Source organism: Roseiarcus fermentans, from assembly GCF_003315135.1.
GTDB lineage: Bacteria > Pseudomonadota > Alphaproteobacteria > Rhizobiales > Beijerinckiaceae > Roseiarcus > Roseiarcus fermentans.
Genome location: NZ_QNRK01000021.1, coordinates 91,630 through 105,991 on the forward strand (window position 1 = coordinate 91,630; position 14,362 = coordinate 105,991).

13 protein-coding genes are annotated in these 14,362 nt (G+C 67.8%); 2 read left to right on the forward strand and 11 right to left on the reverse strand.

Annotated features, from left to right (window positions below; translation table 11 throughout):
* Positions 1-27 precede the first annotated feature (27 nt).
* From DFR50_RS18485 to DFR50_RS18505, 6 genes are all read right to left on the reverse strand, one after another.
* A complete protein-coding gene (locus tag DFR50_RS18485) occupies positions 28-972 on the reverse strand; it encodes a heme o synthase (protein ID WP_113890741.1) in 945 nt (314 codons plus the stop codon).
* 228 nt (positions 973-1,200) lie between these two features.
* Positions 1,201-2,991, reverse strand: coding sequence for an ABC transporter transmembrane domain-containing protein (locus DFR50_RS18490; RefSeq protein WP_113890742.1), 1,791 nt, complete (start codon positions 2,989-2,991; stop codon positions 1,201-1,203).
* A 52-nt stretch (positions 2,992-3,043) separates the two neighbouring features.
* A complete protein-coding gene (locus tag DFR50_RS18495; protein WP_113890743.1) occupies positions 3,044-3,604 on the reverse strand; it encodes a dihydrofolate reductase family protein in 561 nt (186 codons plus the stop codon).
* A 14-nt stretch (positions 3,605-3,618) separates the two neighbouring features.
* Complete coding sequence (locus DFR50_RS18500) at positions 3,619-4,380, reverse strand: bestrophin-like domain (protein WP_113890744.1); 762 nt, start codon at positions 4,378-4,380, stop codon at positions 3,619-3,621.
* 387 nt (positions 4,381-4,767) lie between these two features.
* Positions 4,768-5,577 carry a hypothetical protein gene (locus DFR50_RS31520; protein ID WP_147262808.1) on the reverse strand — a complete coding sequence of 270 codons (810 nt, stop codon included), beginning with the start codon at positions 5,575-5,577 and terminating at the stop codon, positions 4,768-4,770.
* 66 nt (positions 5,578-5,643) lie between these two features.
* Positions 5,644-6,480 (reverse strand): eCIS core domain-containing protein, encoded by an 837-nt coding sequence (locus tag DFR50_RS18505; protein WP_245427946.1) that lies wholly within the window; start codon positions 6,478-6,480, stop codon positions 5,644-5,646.
* 472 nt (positions 6,481-6,952) lie between these two features.
* On the opposite strand from DFR50_RS18505, the gene DFR50_RS18510 reads away from it, so the two are divergent.
* Positions 6,953-7,678, forward strand: coding sequence for a class I SAM-dependent methyltransferase (locus DFR50_RS18510; RefSeq protein WP_113890745.1), 726 nt, complete (start codon positions 6,953-6,955; stop codon positions 7,676-7,678).
* A 244-nt stretch (positions 7,679-7,922) separates the two neighbouring features.
* Positions 7,923-8,774 carry a hypothetical protein gene (locus DFR50_RS18515; protein WP_113890746.1) on the forward strand — a complete coding sequence of 284 codons (852 nt, stop codon included), beginning with the start codon at positions 7,923-7,925 and terminating at the stop codon, positions 8,772-8,774.
* A gap of 19 nt (positions 8,775-8,793) precedes the next feature.
* On the opposite strand, the gene DFR50_RS18520 is transcribed toward DFR50_RS18515, so the two are convergent.
* The 5 genes from DFR50_RS18520 to DFR50_RS18540 all read right to left on the reverse strand — a co-directional run bounded on the left by DFR50_RS18520 (position 8,794) and on the right by DFR50_RS18540 (position 14,322).
* Positions 8,794-9,585: a bestrophin-like domain gene (locus DFR50_RS18520; RefSeq protein ID WP_113890747.1), complete on the reverse strand. Its 792-nt coding sequence runs from the start codon at positions 9,583-9,585 to the stop codon at positions 8,794-8,796.
* 226 nt (positions 9,586-9,811) lie between these two features.
* Positions 9,812-10,936: a bifunctional diaminohydroxyphosphoribosylaminopyrimidine deaminase/5-amino-6-(5-phosphoribosylamino)uracil reductase RibD gene (gene ribD, locus DFR50_RS18525; RefSeq protein WP_113890748.1), complete on the reverse strand. Its 1,125-nt coding sequence runs from the start codon at positions 10,934-10,936 to the stop codon at positions 9,812-9,814.
* Positions 10,933-11,445, reverse strand: coding sequence for a transcriptional regulator NrdR (gene nrdR, locus DFR50_RS18530; RefSeq protein WP_113890749.1), 513 nt, complete (start codon positions 11,443-11,445; stop codon positions 10,933-10,935). Before nrdR ends, ribD begins: the two co-directional genes overlap by 4 nt.
* A gap of 116 nt (positions 11,446-11,561) precedes the next feature.
* Positions 11,562-12,860 carry a serine hydroxymethyltransferase gene (gene glyA / locus DFR50_RS18535; protein ID WP_113890750.1) on the reverse strand — a complete coding sequence of 433 codons (1,299 nt, stop codon included), beginning with the start codon at positions 12,858-12,860 and terminating at the stop codon, positions 11,562-11,564.
* A 1,135-nt stretch (positions 12,861-13,995) separates the two neighbouring features.
* Positions 13,996-14,322 (reverse strand): FtsB family cell division protein, encoded by a 327-nt coding sequence (locus DFR50_RS18540; protein WP_113890751.1) that lies wholly within the window; start codon positions 14,320-14,322, stop codon positions 13,996-13,998.
* Positions 14,323-14,362: the final 40 nt, after the last annotated feature.

Sequence of the window (14,362 nt, forward strand, 5' to 3'; positions counted from 1 at the left end):
GCGCGGCTGCGCGCGGCGCCGGCGGGCCTAGCCCCTGAGCAGGGCCTCCGCGAGCAGCGTCGCGAACAGGAGGAACATGTACAGGATCGAGAAGCGGAACAGCGCCATCGCGGCCTTGCGGCGCACGGATTCGTCGCCGAGCCGCAACCGGTAGAGCGCGAGCGCGCGCCACAGGAACACGGCGTTGCAGGCGGTCGCGACCGCGACGTAGAGGGGGCCGACGCCGGGAATCACCAGCGGGCCATAGGTCGAGGCGGCGAGCGCCACCGAATAGAGGAGGATCTGCCGGCAGGTCTCGACCGGTCCGGCGACGTTGGGCAGCATCGGCACGCCGACCCGCTCGTAGTCCGTCGTGCGGCAGATCGCCAGCGCCCAGAAGTGCGGCGGCGTCCAGAGGAAGATGAGGAGAAACAGCGCGACCGAACCAAGGGTCATCGAGCCGCTGGCGGCGGCCCAGCCGATCATCGGCGGCAGGGCGCCGGCCGCGCCGCCGATCACGATGTTGAGCGGCGTCCGGCGCTTGAGCGTCATGCTGTAGAGCGGGATGTAGACGGCGATCGTGAGCACCAGCAGGGACGCTGCGAGCCAGTTCGCGCGCAGGCCGAGCGCGATCACCGAGACCACCGAAAGCAGCACGCCGATCGCCAGCGCCTCGTGCGGAGGAACGGAGCCGCGCGGGATCGGACGCATCGCGGTGCGCGCCATGCGGGCGTCGATGTCGGCGTCCCACCACATGTTGAGGGCGCCGCAGGCCCCCGCCCCCGCAGCCATCGCCGACAGCGTGGCGAGCAGCTTCAGGCCGTCGAGCGGGCCGGGCGCGAGCAGGTATCCGACCGCCCCGGTGAAGACCACGAGCGACATCACCCGGGGCTTGAGAAGGACGAGGTGGTCCATGACGCTGCGCGACGGCCGCGCTTCCGCGGCCGGTTCGCCGGTTGCAATCGCCCTCACGCCGACACGAGACGTCCCCATGCGCATATCCGTTCCCAGCCGCAAGACTCGACTCGCGCGGATCCTCGGGGTCTGGTCGAGGGCCGCAACTTCCCCAGCGTGCAGGAAGCGCTTATCCGGCCCCGGATCGACAGCAGGACGCCGTGAACGCGCTTTTTCTCTGTCGAAAGCTCACGATGGCGGGGACCAAAAGTCAAGCCGTCATGCGACAGATTGACGCGCGCCGCGGCCAGCCGTCCGGCGCGCCGTTCACGCGCCCGCCTTCAGCGCCGCCGCCGCCGGCTCGAACTGAAGCCGCGCGAGGCGCGCATAAAGGCCGCCCCTGGCCACGAGGTCGGCGTGCGTCCCCTGCTCGACGATGCGGCCGCCCTCCAGCACGAGGATGCGATCGGCCTTCTGCACGGTGGCGAGGCGGTGCGCGATCACCAGCGTCGTGCGTCCCGCCATGACCTCGTCGAGCGCGGCCTGGACCAGGGCTTCGCTGTGGGCGTCGAGCGCCGAGGTCGCTTCGTCGAGCAGGAGAATCGGCGCGTCCTTGAGGATCGCGCGCGCGATCGCGAGCCGCTGTTTCTGGCCGCCCGACAACGTCGCGCCGCGCTCGCCGATTTCGGTGTCATAGGCTTCGGGAAGGTCGCGGACGAAGCCGTCGGCCGCCGCCCGCCGCGCCGCCTCGGCGATCGCCTGCGCGCTCGCCTCCGGGCGACCATAGGCGATGTTCTCGGCGACGCTGCCGCCGAAGATCGAGGGGTCCTGCGGCACGGACGCGATTCGCGCTCTCAACGCCTGCGGATCGACCGACTTCACGTCGACCCCGTCGACCAGCACCCGGCCCTCGGTGCAGTCGTAGAAGCGCATGATCAACTGGAAGATCGTCGACTTGCCGGCGCCGGACGGGCCGACGAGGGCGACCCGCTCGCCGGGCGCGATCGAGACGCTGAGACGGTCGAGCACCCGGGTGTCCGGCGCGCCGTCGTAGGCGAAGGAAACGTCCTCGAAACGCACGGCGCCGAGCGGCGGCGGCAGGACGGCGGGCGCTTTCGGGGCGACGATCCGCGGCTCGACCGCGAGCAGCTCGGCGATTCGCCCCGCCGCGCCGGCCGCCGCCGCGGCCTCGCTCCACACCTGCGACAGTTCGCCGAGCGAGGTCGCCGCCAGCACCGCGAACAGCACGAACTGCGACAGGAGCCCGCCGGTCATCCGCCCGGCCAGCACGTCGTGCGCGCCGAGCCACAGCACGAACACCACGCTGCAGAACGCGAGCGACACGGCGACCGCGATCAGGATCGCGCGCACCGCCGAGGCCTCGCGCGCCGCGGAATAGGCGCTCTCGACCGCGCGGGCGAATCGCCGCCCGCTCGGCGCCTCGGCCCCGAACGCCTGCATCGTCCGCACCGCGCCGAGGCTTTCGGAGGCGAAGGCGGTGGCGTCGGCGAGCGTGTCCTGGGCGTGGCGGGAGCGGCGCCGCACGATCCGGCCGGCGACGATCAGCGGCGCGGCGATCAGCTGAATGGCGGCGAGCACCAGCGCGGAGAGCTTCGGGCTGGTGGCGATCATCAGCGCGGTCGAGCCGACGAACATGAAGAGGTTGCGCAGCGCCAGCGACGCCGTCGCGCCGAACGCCGACTTGATCTGGGTCGTGTCCGCGGTCAGGCGCGAGACCAGTTCGCCGGTGCGCGCGCGATCGTAGAAGGCGGCGTCGAGCGAGGTCAGATGCGCGTAGACGTCGCGGCGCAGATCCGCCACCACCCGCTCGCCCAGCGTCGCCACGAGGTAGTAGCGCGCCGCGGCGGCGAGCGCGATCACGATCACGACCGCGCCCATGACCACGAAATAGGCGTCGATCGCGCCGCCGCTGTCCTTCGAGAAGCCGGAGTCGATCATGCGCCTGAGCGCGAACGGCACAGCGAGCGTCGCGGCCGACGACACGGTCAGCGCCGCCAGCGCGCACAGCGCCCGCGGCCAGTAGCGGCGTCCGTAGCGCACGAGCGGAACGAGCGCGCGCAACGAGGCGCTCCTGGTCGGTCGCGGCGCGTCTGTCATGCAGCCTCCGTGGGCGCTCGAGTCTCGTTCGGATGCGGACGCCCCACAGGCTTCAAGGCGCCCGCGTCCATTCCACCATCGTCACGCCGTCCGCGAACGCGCGCGCGGGGCCGGCCGCGAGCCCCGCGCCGGCCAGAACCGCCTCGGGCGAGCGCCCGTCCGCCTGCTCGCGGAACACCGGCAGGCCGCCGGCCAGGCGTACGCCGGGCGCATGGCTCAGGTGGAAGGCGTCGTAGCCGATCGTCAGGAACAGGCTGAACACGAAGGTTCCGCCGATCACGGCGACCGTCCCCGACCGGACCCCGAGCGAAGCGCAGGCGTCGTCGAACGAGGCCCCCGCCGGATTCCAGAGGCGGGCGTTCGGATTGCCGGGGTCGGGGGCGAGCCCGGCGACGCGGCGCGTCACCACCAGCCGCTTGCGGGCCGGCGAGTTCGCCTGCCACTCGTAGGACAGATGGCCGTTGACGAGCGCGCTCGCCCCGTCGAGCGCCGTTTCGTACGCCTTCTGGTCGGACGGAAACTTGAGCGAATTCGGCATCAGCCCGGTCGAATCGGCGATCATGCCGTCCTCGGAGGCGATGGCGTGGCCTTCTATGCGAAACGGACCGCGCATCCGACCTCCGTCGCTCACGTCCCCAGCGCCTTGAGGGTTTCCTGGACCGGCCCGGGCGAGAGCTTCAGCACCCCGACGAACGGATCGGTCAGCTCGATGATCAGGAACATCGCGCTGGCGACCGCGACCGCGCCGAGCCCCAGCGAGACCATGACGGTGGCGTTGACCGGAGACACCAGCCCGTAGCCGCAGAACAGCAGCAGCGACCAGGCGACCACGATCGACAGCATCGCCCAGTTGACGCCGCTGGCCAGTTGCAGGTCCATCAGAATTCGGGTCTGCCCGATCTGGGTCGCGGCGGCGGTGGCGGCGGCGAGCGCCTGCTTCTGGGCGTCGGTCTTGGGCGTCAGCGTGGCGAGGAATCCGTCGAGGATCTTGGTCCCCTCGAGACTGGACTTGACGCTCAGATCCGCGACTTCGGCCGTGTTGTTACCCCAGATCCTGTTGTAGCTTTCCGTGATCGCCTTGCGCAGGCCGTCCCGCCCGGGTTGCGCCTCGGGGCCGAAGGCTTCGAGCGCCATGTCCAGTTGCAGGGAGCGCGCCGACAGGGTTTCGATCTCGGACTTCTCGATGGCGTAGAGCGCGTAGGCGGAGCCGATCAGCGTGCCGAGGACGAGCGCCAGCAGCAGGCCGAGCAGGCCGGTCATCGCCCCGATCATTTCGCGCGACTTTTCCGGGGCGTGCTTTTCCGGCAGCCACTCGTGCAGCTTGAGGCCGACCATGCCGGCGCCGAACGCCAGCACGGCCACCCCGAAGACGAAAATCAGCGAATCCACCAGGGCCTCCCAGACCGACAGCGGGGCGCACCGTAATTGTCGGGGGGCGGCGGTTCAAGCCGCCTGTCGGACAGACCGAGTCTGGCGCCGTCGGCGAGGCGCCGACCGGAGGGCGTATCGCCGGTCGGGTCGCGGCGAGGGGCTTGCGACCCCGCCGCCGCGGGGAATCAGCGGCGCGTGGCGACAGGCGCGCGGCGCGGTCGGAACAGGCGAGATCGCGATCACAGCCGACGCGCTGAGCGACTGCTTCGCGCAAATAGCCGTCGCCGCTGACAGCGTGCAGAACGGTCACTTGCAAACAGTCACCAGTAGGCCGTACGAGGGACGCACGTGGGAAGGCCGTCTCACGGCCTCGTATTAGCACAACACTGTACCGCCCTGAGACATCTATTTAGTGCTGGCGGGCAGACTAGGCGTTGCCGGTAGCAATATGTTTGGCCCAGGCACACAGCCCTGAATCGAACCAACACAGTACCTCACAAAGGTCGTATGCTCCGTATCATCCACATACGTCTTGGGGATGTCGATTGGAACCGTAACTCGGTCTCCAGATTTCCAGTTCCCTTTGACAGATGTATATTCTCTGTCGTCGGACCTTGCGCAACTCTTGTTTGCCTTGTATGAATAAACTGTAATCAAATTTATGGGATTGCTCGTGAGCAATCCCTGTATTACGGGAACTGTAAAGCCAACCTCGTAATGATAATGATCATCTTTCGCGACAGCAGTTACCACAGGCGCCATAGAAACGGCAGAGGGTGTGTCCAATACCGGCGTATATGTCGATCCGGACGGCAAGACCGGTATGGCATTTAGATCTGTTTCGCATTTTCCAAGTCGACCTTCCGGGTCGTCCAAGAGCCCAAGACGAATAAACGATATAAGGTTACGACAGGCCGATTTTTGATCGCCAGTACCAACGGCCTGTACAATCAAATTTGATTGAGCTTTGAACTGTTCGATACGTTGAGAGTTACTGCTGGAAACCAACGCCACAAACATATTGCCAAAGAGACCAGAAGCCGCCGCAATAAGCCCAATAACTGTTGGATTAAGCCACCGTGACCTCCGTGCATCATTTTCCTTAAGTTCAAGCTCGCGAGTATTCAACAAATTTCTTTGTAATTGCATCTCCCTATCAAAAGCAAACTTTCGCTCTTCGAGCGATATATCGTTACCAGAATGCTCATTAGCCATTGCAATCTCCACCGCCAAAGGCACAGGGGATGCAAGCTTCGCTTCGGTCCGCGAATATCAGCCTTCTCACGGGCCAACTTGTCCTGGAACATTGCCCTGTGGGAGCGTCACAAAGCAGGGATTGCCTTGAGCTTGAATAGGCCCAGGCCCAAAACGCCCAAATGCAGTGTAGCAGAAAGCGCCTAGGGACTGAATATTTGATGGTTGTGGTATATATGTCGCAGGCAGCGTATTTGGAATAGTTGGCATTCGATTTGTTATCGTATTACCATTCTTATTCTGACTATACCACGCGGCAAAACCATTACCCTTCATGTATGCGGGATCTTCAACGCTGCGCCAATCTCGAGTGTATTGGACGGAGAAACTATGAACTCCCCAGTCTCTATATTGATCAACGTGGGTCAACTCGTGCGCCCAAGTGGATAAGTCGTTCGCCTCAATGGGGCCGCGGAAAATTACGACGTCAATCAGAGTGACTGCGTCGGCCTTTCCCCCTTGCTCGATTAGGTGCGCAAGATTGGCAAACCCGTTGTCGCCTATTTTATAACGGACCCGGTTCATTGAGTCTTCACTGGCGTAACCGGTCAATGCGCGCCTGACGTCCGGCGGGATAGACATGGCGCCATTTATCGCGGTATTGTGGGACGAGATGATCGCTTGTTCGAGAACTGGTCCTGACAGAAGACCTGCCTGAAGTTCGTTGAGGGCGTTTCCGACGTCCCGTTGAGCCTTGGCGATGGTGTTGACCGTATCCTGGGCGGCCTGTTGGGCCTGCGTCGAAATGTTCGAAGGGCTGAGTCCTCCGTGTGTCAAGTTACATTGCGCGTCAAAAAAGCCTCCGCAAGCCATGCCTTTTGACGGACTAAGAAATAACAAAGGGATTGCCGTGACGATAGTCATGAGCTTTGACATCGCAACGGCCGGATAGCTCCGATTAAACTGCGGTAAACACATTTTGTTTCTCCCGGCATAGCCTTATTATTCGATTTGATTTGACAAAGGAGTTGAGCAAAATTCTTGCTGGTGCGCAGTGACGGCGGTCACACAGCGAGCGATCTCGCGATTTGTTACTGGCGCCACGTGAAGACCAGACGTTCACTTTCGTTCGTGCGGACCTACCCTGGCTCTATGACCTCTTCCTCCTTTGAGGCAGGCGGCGGCGACCGGCGATGGCCGTCGATACGTCGTTTGCTCCGTTCGATACTGGAACCGGGATCGCGGCGCGGGCCCGGCGCGACCTATCGCCCCACACGGTCCCGGGTTCTGGTTCTGGTCGCAGCCCCGGCGGCGGTTCAAGCCGCCCTGTTCAGCCGCCATCGTTTCGCTTAAGACCCGCGCTGGTTTCGAAAGCGCCGCTGGGACGCCTCCGCTGATGAATGGCCGAAGACTGATACCGGGCAAGCCTATCCCGGCCGCGGATATTCCGGACTACGCGATCGAGCGGGACACGCTCGCCGAAACGCTGTCCGAACGGTTCCGCGACCGCCTGCAACGGCTCAACGCCATCGTCGCCGACTCGGGCGAGGCGCTCGAAGGCAACATTTTCTACCCCGATCTCGACGCGGCCTTCGCCGGCGCCCCGCCGGCCGACTCGCTCGCGCCGGCGCGGCGCAACGTCTGGCGCGCGGCCCGATTCAAGCGGCGGATGCTGGAGGTCGGCGTCAACGCCGGCCACAGCGCGCTGCTCGCCCTGTCCGCCAACCCGAGGCTCGAATATTACGGGGTCGACATTCTCGCCCACGCCTACACGATTCCCTGCGTCGACTTCCTCAAGGGGGAGTTTCCCGGCCGGGTGCATCTCTTTCCCGGCGATTCGCGCGAGGTGCTGCCGTGGCTCGCCGATCGCGGCGACGACATGAATTTCGACCTCGCCGCCATCGACGGCGGCCACACCGACGAGGTGTGCCTCTCCGACATGACCCACTGCGTCCGCATGGCCGTGGGGCGGAAGGGCCGGCACCTGCTGCTCGACGACGTCCATGCGAGCTGGATCTTCGACATCTACTGCGAATTCCTGGCGCGCGGCGACCTCACGACCGAGACCTTCTTCGGCGACTGGGAGGACGCGGGGCGCAACGTGCTGGCGCGTATCGAATGATCCTCGCCCCGGCTCAAATCGGGAGGCGGACACCTTCCCCGGCTCTGCCGGGGAAGGTGGCGCGTAGCGCCGGATGGGGTGTGGCCCACCGCTTCGCCGTCAGTCGAATTGCTTCGCCGGTGCAACTCGGATTGCGCGACCGTCGCCGCGAACGTCTGAATGAGCGGACCTGCTTTCCCCACCCCATCCGTCCCTTCGGGCCCCCTTCCCCAGCAATGCTGGGGAAGGGGCGGGCCGCCCTCGCATGACGACCCCCTGCGACTTCGCCTCGTTCTGGCACGGCGGGCCGCTGCACGCCTTCGCCTACGCCTGCCTCGCGTCGTTTCCGAAAGAGGGCGCTCGCCTCGGCCTCTACGGCTACGACGCCGGCCTCGAGGTTCCCCCGGGCGTCGCGCTCATGGACGCGCGCGCGATCTGCCCGGACGAGACGCTGGTCTCGCGCTACCTCGCCAACGGCAAGCCGTCGATCGCCACCTTCGCCGACATGTTCCGCTACCGCATGATCCGCGCAACCGGCCTCTGCTGGGTGGACACCGATCTCGTCTGCCTGCGGCGGCCGGCGTTCGCGAACGACCCTTACGTCTTCTGCCGCCAGGCGGACGCCGTCAGCGCGCTGCTCGTCAACAACGCCGTGCTGAGGCTTCCCCGCGACGACCCCGCGCTCGCCGAACTGGTCGCGACCGCGGACGCGGCCGCCGGCGTCGACGGCCGCTGGGGCGCGCTCGGGCCGTTCCTGCTGACGCCGGCGCTCGAAAAGCACGGCCTCTACGCCCGCGCTTTTGCGCCGCGCGTCTGCTATCCGATCGAGCCGGAGCAGTTCTGGAAGCCGTTCCTGCCCGCCTTTCGCGACGAGGTCGCGACGAAGGTCGAGGGCGCGACCTTCCTGCATCTCTGGAGCGAGGCGATTCGCTGGAGCGGCTACGATTATCGCGCCTGCCCGCCGGAAGGGTCGTTCCTGCACGAGCGCTTCGAGAGGCTCGGCGTCCTCGGCCGGTTCGCCCGGACCAGCGACGAGGACGAGGTCCTGCGCCGGATGGGCGAACAGATCGCCGCGAGCCGGGCGCGCCCGGCGGCTCCTTCAGGCGGCGACGGTTAGCCGGCCTCCCGACCCCACGCTACTGATGACCGCCGGGGGGCTTGGTCGCGGCTTCGACCGCGGCCAACACGTCTGTGATCGGAGACGGACTGACCTGGAACAGGCCGGAATACGGGCTGCTCAGATCGGCGATGACGTAGATCGCCGAAGCGATCGCCACAGCGCCGAACGCGAGCGCGATGTAGGTCATGGGATGGCCCTTCGCCATCAGCCCGTAGGCGCAAAACAAAATCGTCGCCCAGACGACGACGACGGCGAGGAGCGGATAGTTGATCGGATCGACGAGCGACAGGGCCAACTGGGTTCGCGTCTGCCCCATCGCGATCGCGGCCTGCCCCGCCGCCGCCTTTGCGGCGATCTGCGCGTCCGAGGTCGGTTGGAGCGTCTTCAGATAGCCCTCGCGGGCTTTCAGGCCGTTCATCACGTGGGTGTAATTCTTGATGATGAAATCACTGTCGTCGCCGTCGTTCCAGATCTCGTCGACCGAGCGCGCGAGGCCTTCCCTCAGGAGGCGGCGCCCTTCCGCCGCCTCAGGCCCGTAGTCGCGCAAAGCCTCGTCGTACTTCATCCCGCTGAGCGCCAGCGTCTGAATCGCCGTCTTCTCGCCCGAATACACGCCGAACGCCGTCCAGATCAGCAGGCCGAGGACGAGGGCGAGAAGCAGCGTGATCAACCCGGAGACGGCGCCGATCATGTCCCTCGCGCCGCCCGTGGTGTAGCCCTCCGGCAGCGCGCGCTGGAGACCAACGCCGACGGCGCCGCCGGCGAACACGCCGACAAAAACGATCACCGCCAAAATCAATGAGTTCATCGCCCCGCTTTCCCCAACCCAGGCCTCGGGCGCCGCGCCCGGCCCGGCCGCCGACGCTTCCACGCCGCGTCGGGGCGGCCTCGAGCGCTCTCCCCGAGTGGGTCGTCTGCCTCACTTCATCGCATTTGTCGACCGGCTTGCGGCATGGCTCCGACCCGCTCGAACGCCCCGCAGAAGAAGCCCAAATCGACGGCCTTGTCCTGTCCGGACGGACGACGCCGACCTTTCAGTCCCGCCGCTCCCACGCCCGCATCGTGTCCGGTCCGCAGGCGGCCGTCTCGACCAGGCGATAACGGGAGGGACTCGCCAGGCGTTCGCGCGCTTCGTCGCTCAACGCCGCCACGCCCTGGCGGCCGAGCGGCCTCTCCGCCGTGAACACCACGACCTGATCGGCGAGCCCGAGCGCGATCAGCCGCGCCGCGACCCGCGGTCCGCCCTCGCTGAACACCCGGGTGACGCCGCGCGCCGACAGCGCCCGCAACGCCGCGCCGAGATCGACGTGGCCGCCCGCGTCGAGGGCGACGCGCTCGACGACGACGCCCCGCTCGGCGAGCCTCGCTTCGGCCTCGGCGGACGCGTCCGGACCGGCGAAAGCCAGCGTCGGCAGGCTTTTCGCGTCCGTCGCGAGGCGCGATGAGGACGACAGACGCAGACGCGTGTCGAGCACGACCCGCCACGGTCTGCGGTCGAGGCCGGGCAGGCGCACGGTGAGCGCGGGATCGTCGGCGAGCGCCGTCTCGCTGCCCACCATGATCGCCTCGTGCGTCGCGCGCAGCATCTGCACGCGGGCGTTGGCGATCGCGCCGGTGATCTTGAGGCGCGAATCGTGGAGCCCGCCGGAGGCGAAGCCGTCCGCGGTCTCGGCGATCTTCAGGGTCACGCAGGGGCGGCCCTCGGTCACCCGGCGGATGTGGCCGAGGTGGTCGCGCCGGGCCTGATCCGCGCCGACCCCGACCGTCACCACGATCCCCGCGGCGCGAAGCCGGGCTGTCCCCTGGCCCCCGACCAGCGGATTCGGGTCCTCGATCGCGACCACGACGCGCGTCACGCCGGCCTCGATCACAGCGTCGGCGCAGGGCGGGGAGGCGCCCACGTGCGAGCACGGCTCGAGCGTCACATAGAGGGTCGCGCCGCGCGCCGCATCGCCCGCTTCCGCGAGCGCGATCCGCTCGGCGTGCGGACGGCCGCCGGGCGCGGTGACGCCGCGGCCGACCACCACGCCGCCCCTGACCAGGATTGCGCCGACCGACGGGTTCGGCGCGGCCTGGCCCAGCGACCGCTCGCCGAAATTCAGCGCCGCCTGCATCCAGCGGGCGTCCTCGCTCGCCGTGGCGGACGCAGGCGCGCTCATGAGGCCTGCGGCTCCTTGCGCCGGCGCGCGGGCGCGGGCGCGGGCGGCGGCGCCTCCGGCTCGGCCTCGAGTTCGCCGACGATGGCGTTGAAATCCCGCGCCTCGCGGAAATTGCGGTAGACCGAGGCGAAGCGCACGTAGGCGACGTCGTCGATCGCCTTCAAGCCTTCCATCACCAGTTCCCCGATTCGCTCGGTCGGGATGTCGCCGTCGGTCTGGCTTTCGAGCTGGCGGACGACGCCGTTGACCATCCGCTCGATCCGTTCGGGCTCGACGGTGCGCTTGCGCAGCGCGACCTGAACCGAGCGCATCAGCTTGTCGCGATCGAACGGCGCGCGCCGGCCGCTCTTCTTCACCACCATCAGTTCGCGCAGCTGGACGCGCTCGAAGGTGGTGAACCGCCCGCCGCAGTCGGGGCACACCCGCCGCCGGCGGATCGACGCCGAGTCGTCGGTCGGGCGGGAGTCCTTCACCTGGGTGTCGAGACCGCCGCAATATGGGCATCGCATGGCGGGCCCTCCCCTAGAGAATCAGGCGCCGCCCTCTCCCGCCGGGAGAGGGGCGGCCGCCGAAGGCGGCAGGGCGAGGGCCGGCCGGCGCCGCCATCGACGCAGTCGGTCCGCGCTCAGTAGATCGGGAAGCGCCGGGTCAGCTCGGCGACGTCGCCGCGCACCCTGGCTTCGACCCCGGAATTGTCGCTCTCGCCGTGCTTCGCCAGGCCGTCGAGGGTCTCGACGATCAGTCGCCCGACCTCGGCGAACTCGTCGACGCCGAAGCCGCGCGAGGTCGCGGCCGGCGTGCCGAGGCGGACGCCGGACGTCACCATCGGCTTCTGCGGGTCGAACGGAATGCCGTTCTTGTTGCAGGTGATGTGGGCGCGCCCGAGCGCCGCCTCGGCCGCCTTGCCGGTCAGCCCCTTCGGCGTCAGGTCGACCAGCATCAGATGGTTGTCGGTGCCGCCGGAGACGAGCTTCAGGCCGCCGGCGAGGATCTCCTTGGCCAGCGCCTTGGCGTTTTCGACCACGGCCTGCGCATAGTTGCGGAACTCGGGCTGGAGCGCCTCGCGGAACGCGACCGCCTTGGCGGCGATGACGTGCATCAGCGGGCCCCCCTGGAGGCCGGGGAAGATCGCCGAGTTGATCTTCTTGGCGAGGTCCTCGTCGTTGGTGAGGATCATGCCGCCCCGGGGACCGCGCAGGGTCTTGTGGGTGGTGGTGGTGACGACGTGGGCGTGGGGAAACGGCGACGGGTGCGCGCCGCCCGCGACCAGCCCGGCGAAATGGGCGATGTCGACCATGAAATAGGCGCCGACTTCGTCGCAGATCGCGCGGAAGCGGGCGAAATCCCAGTGGCGCGCGTAGGCCGACCCGCCGGCGACGATCAGCTTGGGCTTCACCTCCCTGGCGAGCCGCTCGACCTGATCCATGTCGACGCGATGGCTCTCGCGGTCCACCCCGTAGGACACGCACTTGAACCATTTTCCGGACATATTGACCGGTGAACCGTGGGTGAGATGGCCCCCCGCCGCGAGATCGAGGCCCATGAACGTGTCGCCCGGCTGCATGAGCGCGAGGAACACGCCCTGGTTCGCCTGGCTGCCCGAGTTGGGCTGGACATTGGCGAAGCGGCAGTCGAACAGCAGGCAGGCGCGCTCGATCGCCAGTTTTTCGGCGATGTCGACGAACTGGCAGCCGCCGTAATAGCGCCGGCCCGGATAGCCTTCCGCGTACTTGTTGGTCATCACCGAGCCCTGCGCCTCGAGCACGGCCTTCGAAACGATGTTCTCCGACGCGATCAGCTCGATCTCGTCGCGTTGCCGGCCGAGTTCGAGCGCGATCGCCTCGGCGATCTCGGGATCGGCGGCGGCGAGCGGGGCGGAAAAGAACGAGTTCGAGCGGATCGGCGGATTGGCGGTGACGTTCATGGGCGGACCTTCCTCGGCGGGGGACGACGAGTCGCGTGAGGCCGCGCCCATAGCACGGGCGGCGCGCGAGAACCACAGAAAGCGTTCCCGGCTTGTCCCGCGGCGAGGCGGGGCCCGCGCGCTTTCGGGCGTCGGCGCGGGCGTGGACGGCGCGGGGCGGCGGACGAGAGGAAGGCGCCGGCGCGGCCGGCGTATCGACATCGCCGTGCCCCGGCCGCGACCTCGATCTCGTCACCGCCGAACCGCCTGCGACCGCCCGGACCGCCACACCGTCGCGGTCGAGGTCGTCGACATTGTCGCGAACGACACGATGACCCTCGCGCCGGTGAACGCGGGTCGTCGCCGATGCGCCCTGCGCGCCGCCCGTCCGGCGTGGGCTTCCCCAGGCCGAAAACAATTCCTTGCCCTGCGCGGTCCGGTGTTCTAGTTTTGTTCTCATCTGCACGGTGAGCCGGCTCCCGGGCCGATTCGTTGGCCGCTCCGGCAGGAGGTCGAGCGAAGCGCGCGCCGCGTGACCGTTTCAGGCGAGGAGGCCGTCGCCGCCGCCGGCGGCTCGAAAGGGCGAACTTGTGACAAGTCTTGCCGCCCAAGACCCCGGAATCCTTGCTTCCCTGCCGGAACTGCGCGCGCCCCGGGGCCCGACACGCGACCCGCTGCTCGTGTCCTCCCGCGCAGGCGGTGACGCGACGGCTCGGCCCGGACGAGCGGCGCATGCGCGCCGGATCGCCGACGCGCCGCTCCCAAGGCTGCAGCGTTCGCGCGCATGACGACGCCGGCCGCGACGCTCGCCCGTAACTGCCAAGGTGGGGTCCTTACACCTCGTCATCGCGAGGAGCCCGAAGGGCGACGCGGCGATCCAGGAGCCGTCTGCGCTGCCGGCTGCCGAAGCGCTGGACTCCACTGGCGGCAGGCGTCGGCGTCCCGGACTCCTGGATCGCCACGTCGCTTCGCTCCTCGCGATGACGGCTTTGAAGCGAGCCGCCGCCTTGGGAGATACGCTCGCCCGCTCGCCCGGAAAATCCGCCGCAACATCTTGAAAAGATGGATTCCGCGCCCGAGCCGCCCGGCCCGTGTGCGGCGGAGCCTCCGTCGTCTGCCGGGTCCGCGCGGGCGGCGCCCGGGCGACCGCCCCGCCCTACCGCACCTTCTGCGGCTTGGTGAAGATCACCACCTCGTCCTTGCCGACCCGGTCGAGCTGGAGGTGCGCCTCCTCGTCGAGCAGGTCGCGGTCGACGCTTTCGGGACGAAGCGCGGCGACGCGCCGCTCCCAGCGGCCGCGCTCCTCCTTGAGGGTTGCGAGCTGGTTCTGCAGCACGACCGCCTCGGCGGCGGCCTTCTCCGCCGCTTTCAGCCCGTGCGGGCCGTTCGAGGCGCCCCAGACCAGGTAGCCGGTCGCCACCCCGAGAACGAGGTAGAAGACGAAGGGCGCCAGGATCGAGCGCAGGCGGGTTCGGACGACCATGCGCCGGACTCTGGCCGGGTCGCGGTTAAGGCCGCGTTAC

Coding starts and splice junctions, on each gene's coding strand:
- DFR50_RS18485 (WP_113890741.1), bottom strand. CDS start 972: ATGGGGACGTCTCGTGTCGGCGTGAGGGCGATTGCAACCGGCGAACCG.
- DFR50_RS18490 (WP_113890742.1), bottom strand. CDS start 2,991: ATGACAGACGCGCCGCGACCGACCAGGAGCGCCTCGTTGCGCGCGCTC.
- DFR50_RS18495 (WP_113890743.1), bottom strand. CDS start 3,604: ATGCGCGGTCCGTTTCGCATAGAAGGCCACGCCATCGCCTCCGAGGAC.
- DFR50_RS31520 (WP_147262808.1), bottom strand. CDS start 5,577: ATGGCTAATGAGCATTCTGGTAACGATATATCGCTCGAAGAGCGAAAG.
- DFR50_RS18505 (WP_245427946.1), bottom strand. CDS start 6,480: ATGACTATCGTCACGGCAATCCCTTTGTTATTTCTTAGTCCGTCAAAA.
- DFR50_RS18510 (WP_113890745.1), top strand. CDS start 6,953: ATGAATGGCCGAAGACTGATACCGGGCAAGCCTATCCCGGCCGCGGAT.
- DFR50_RS18515 (WP_113890746.1), top strand. CDS start 7,923: ATGACGACCCCCTGCGACTTCGCCTCGTTCTGGCACGGCGGGCCGCTG.
- DFR50_RS18520 (WP_113890747.1), bottom strand. CDS start 9,585: ATGAACTCATTGATTTTGGCGGTGATCGTTTTTGTCGGCGTGTTCGCC.
- ribD (WP_113890748.1), bottom strand. CDS start 10,936: ATGAGCGCGCCTGCGTCCGCCACGGCGAGCGAGGACGCCCGCTGGATG.
- nrdR (WP_113890749.1), bottom strand. CDS start 11,445: ATGCGATGCCCATATTGCGGCGGTCTCGACACCCAGGTGAAGGACTCC.
- glyA (WP_113890750.1), bottom strand. CDS start 12,860: ATGAACGTCACCGCCAATCCGCCGATCCGCTCGAACTCGTTCTTTTCC.
- DFR50_RS18540 (WP_113890751.1), bottom strand. CDS start 14,322: ATGGTCGTCCGAACCCGCCTGCGCTCGATCCTGGCGCCCTTCGTCTTC.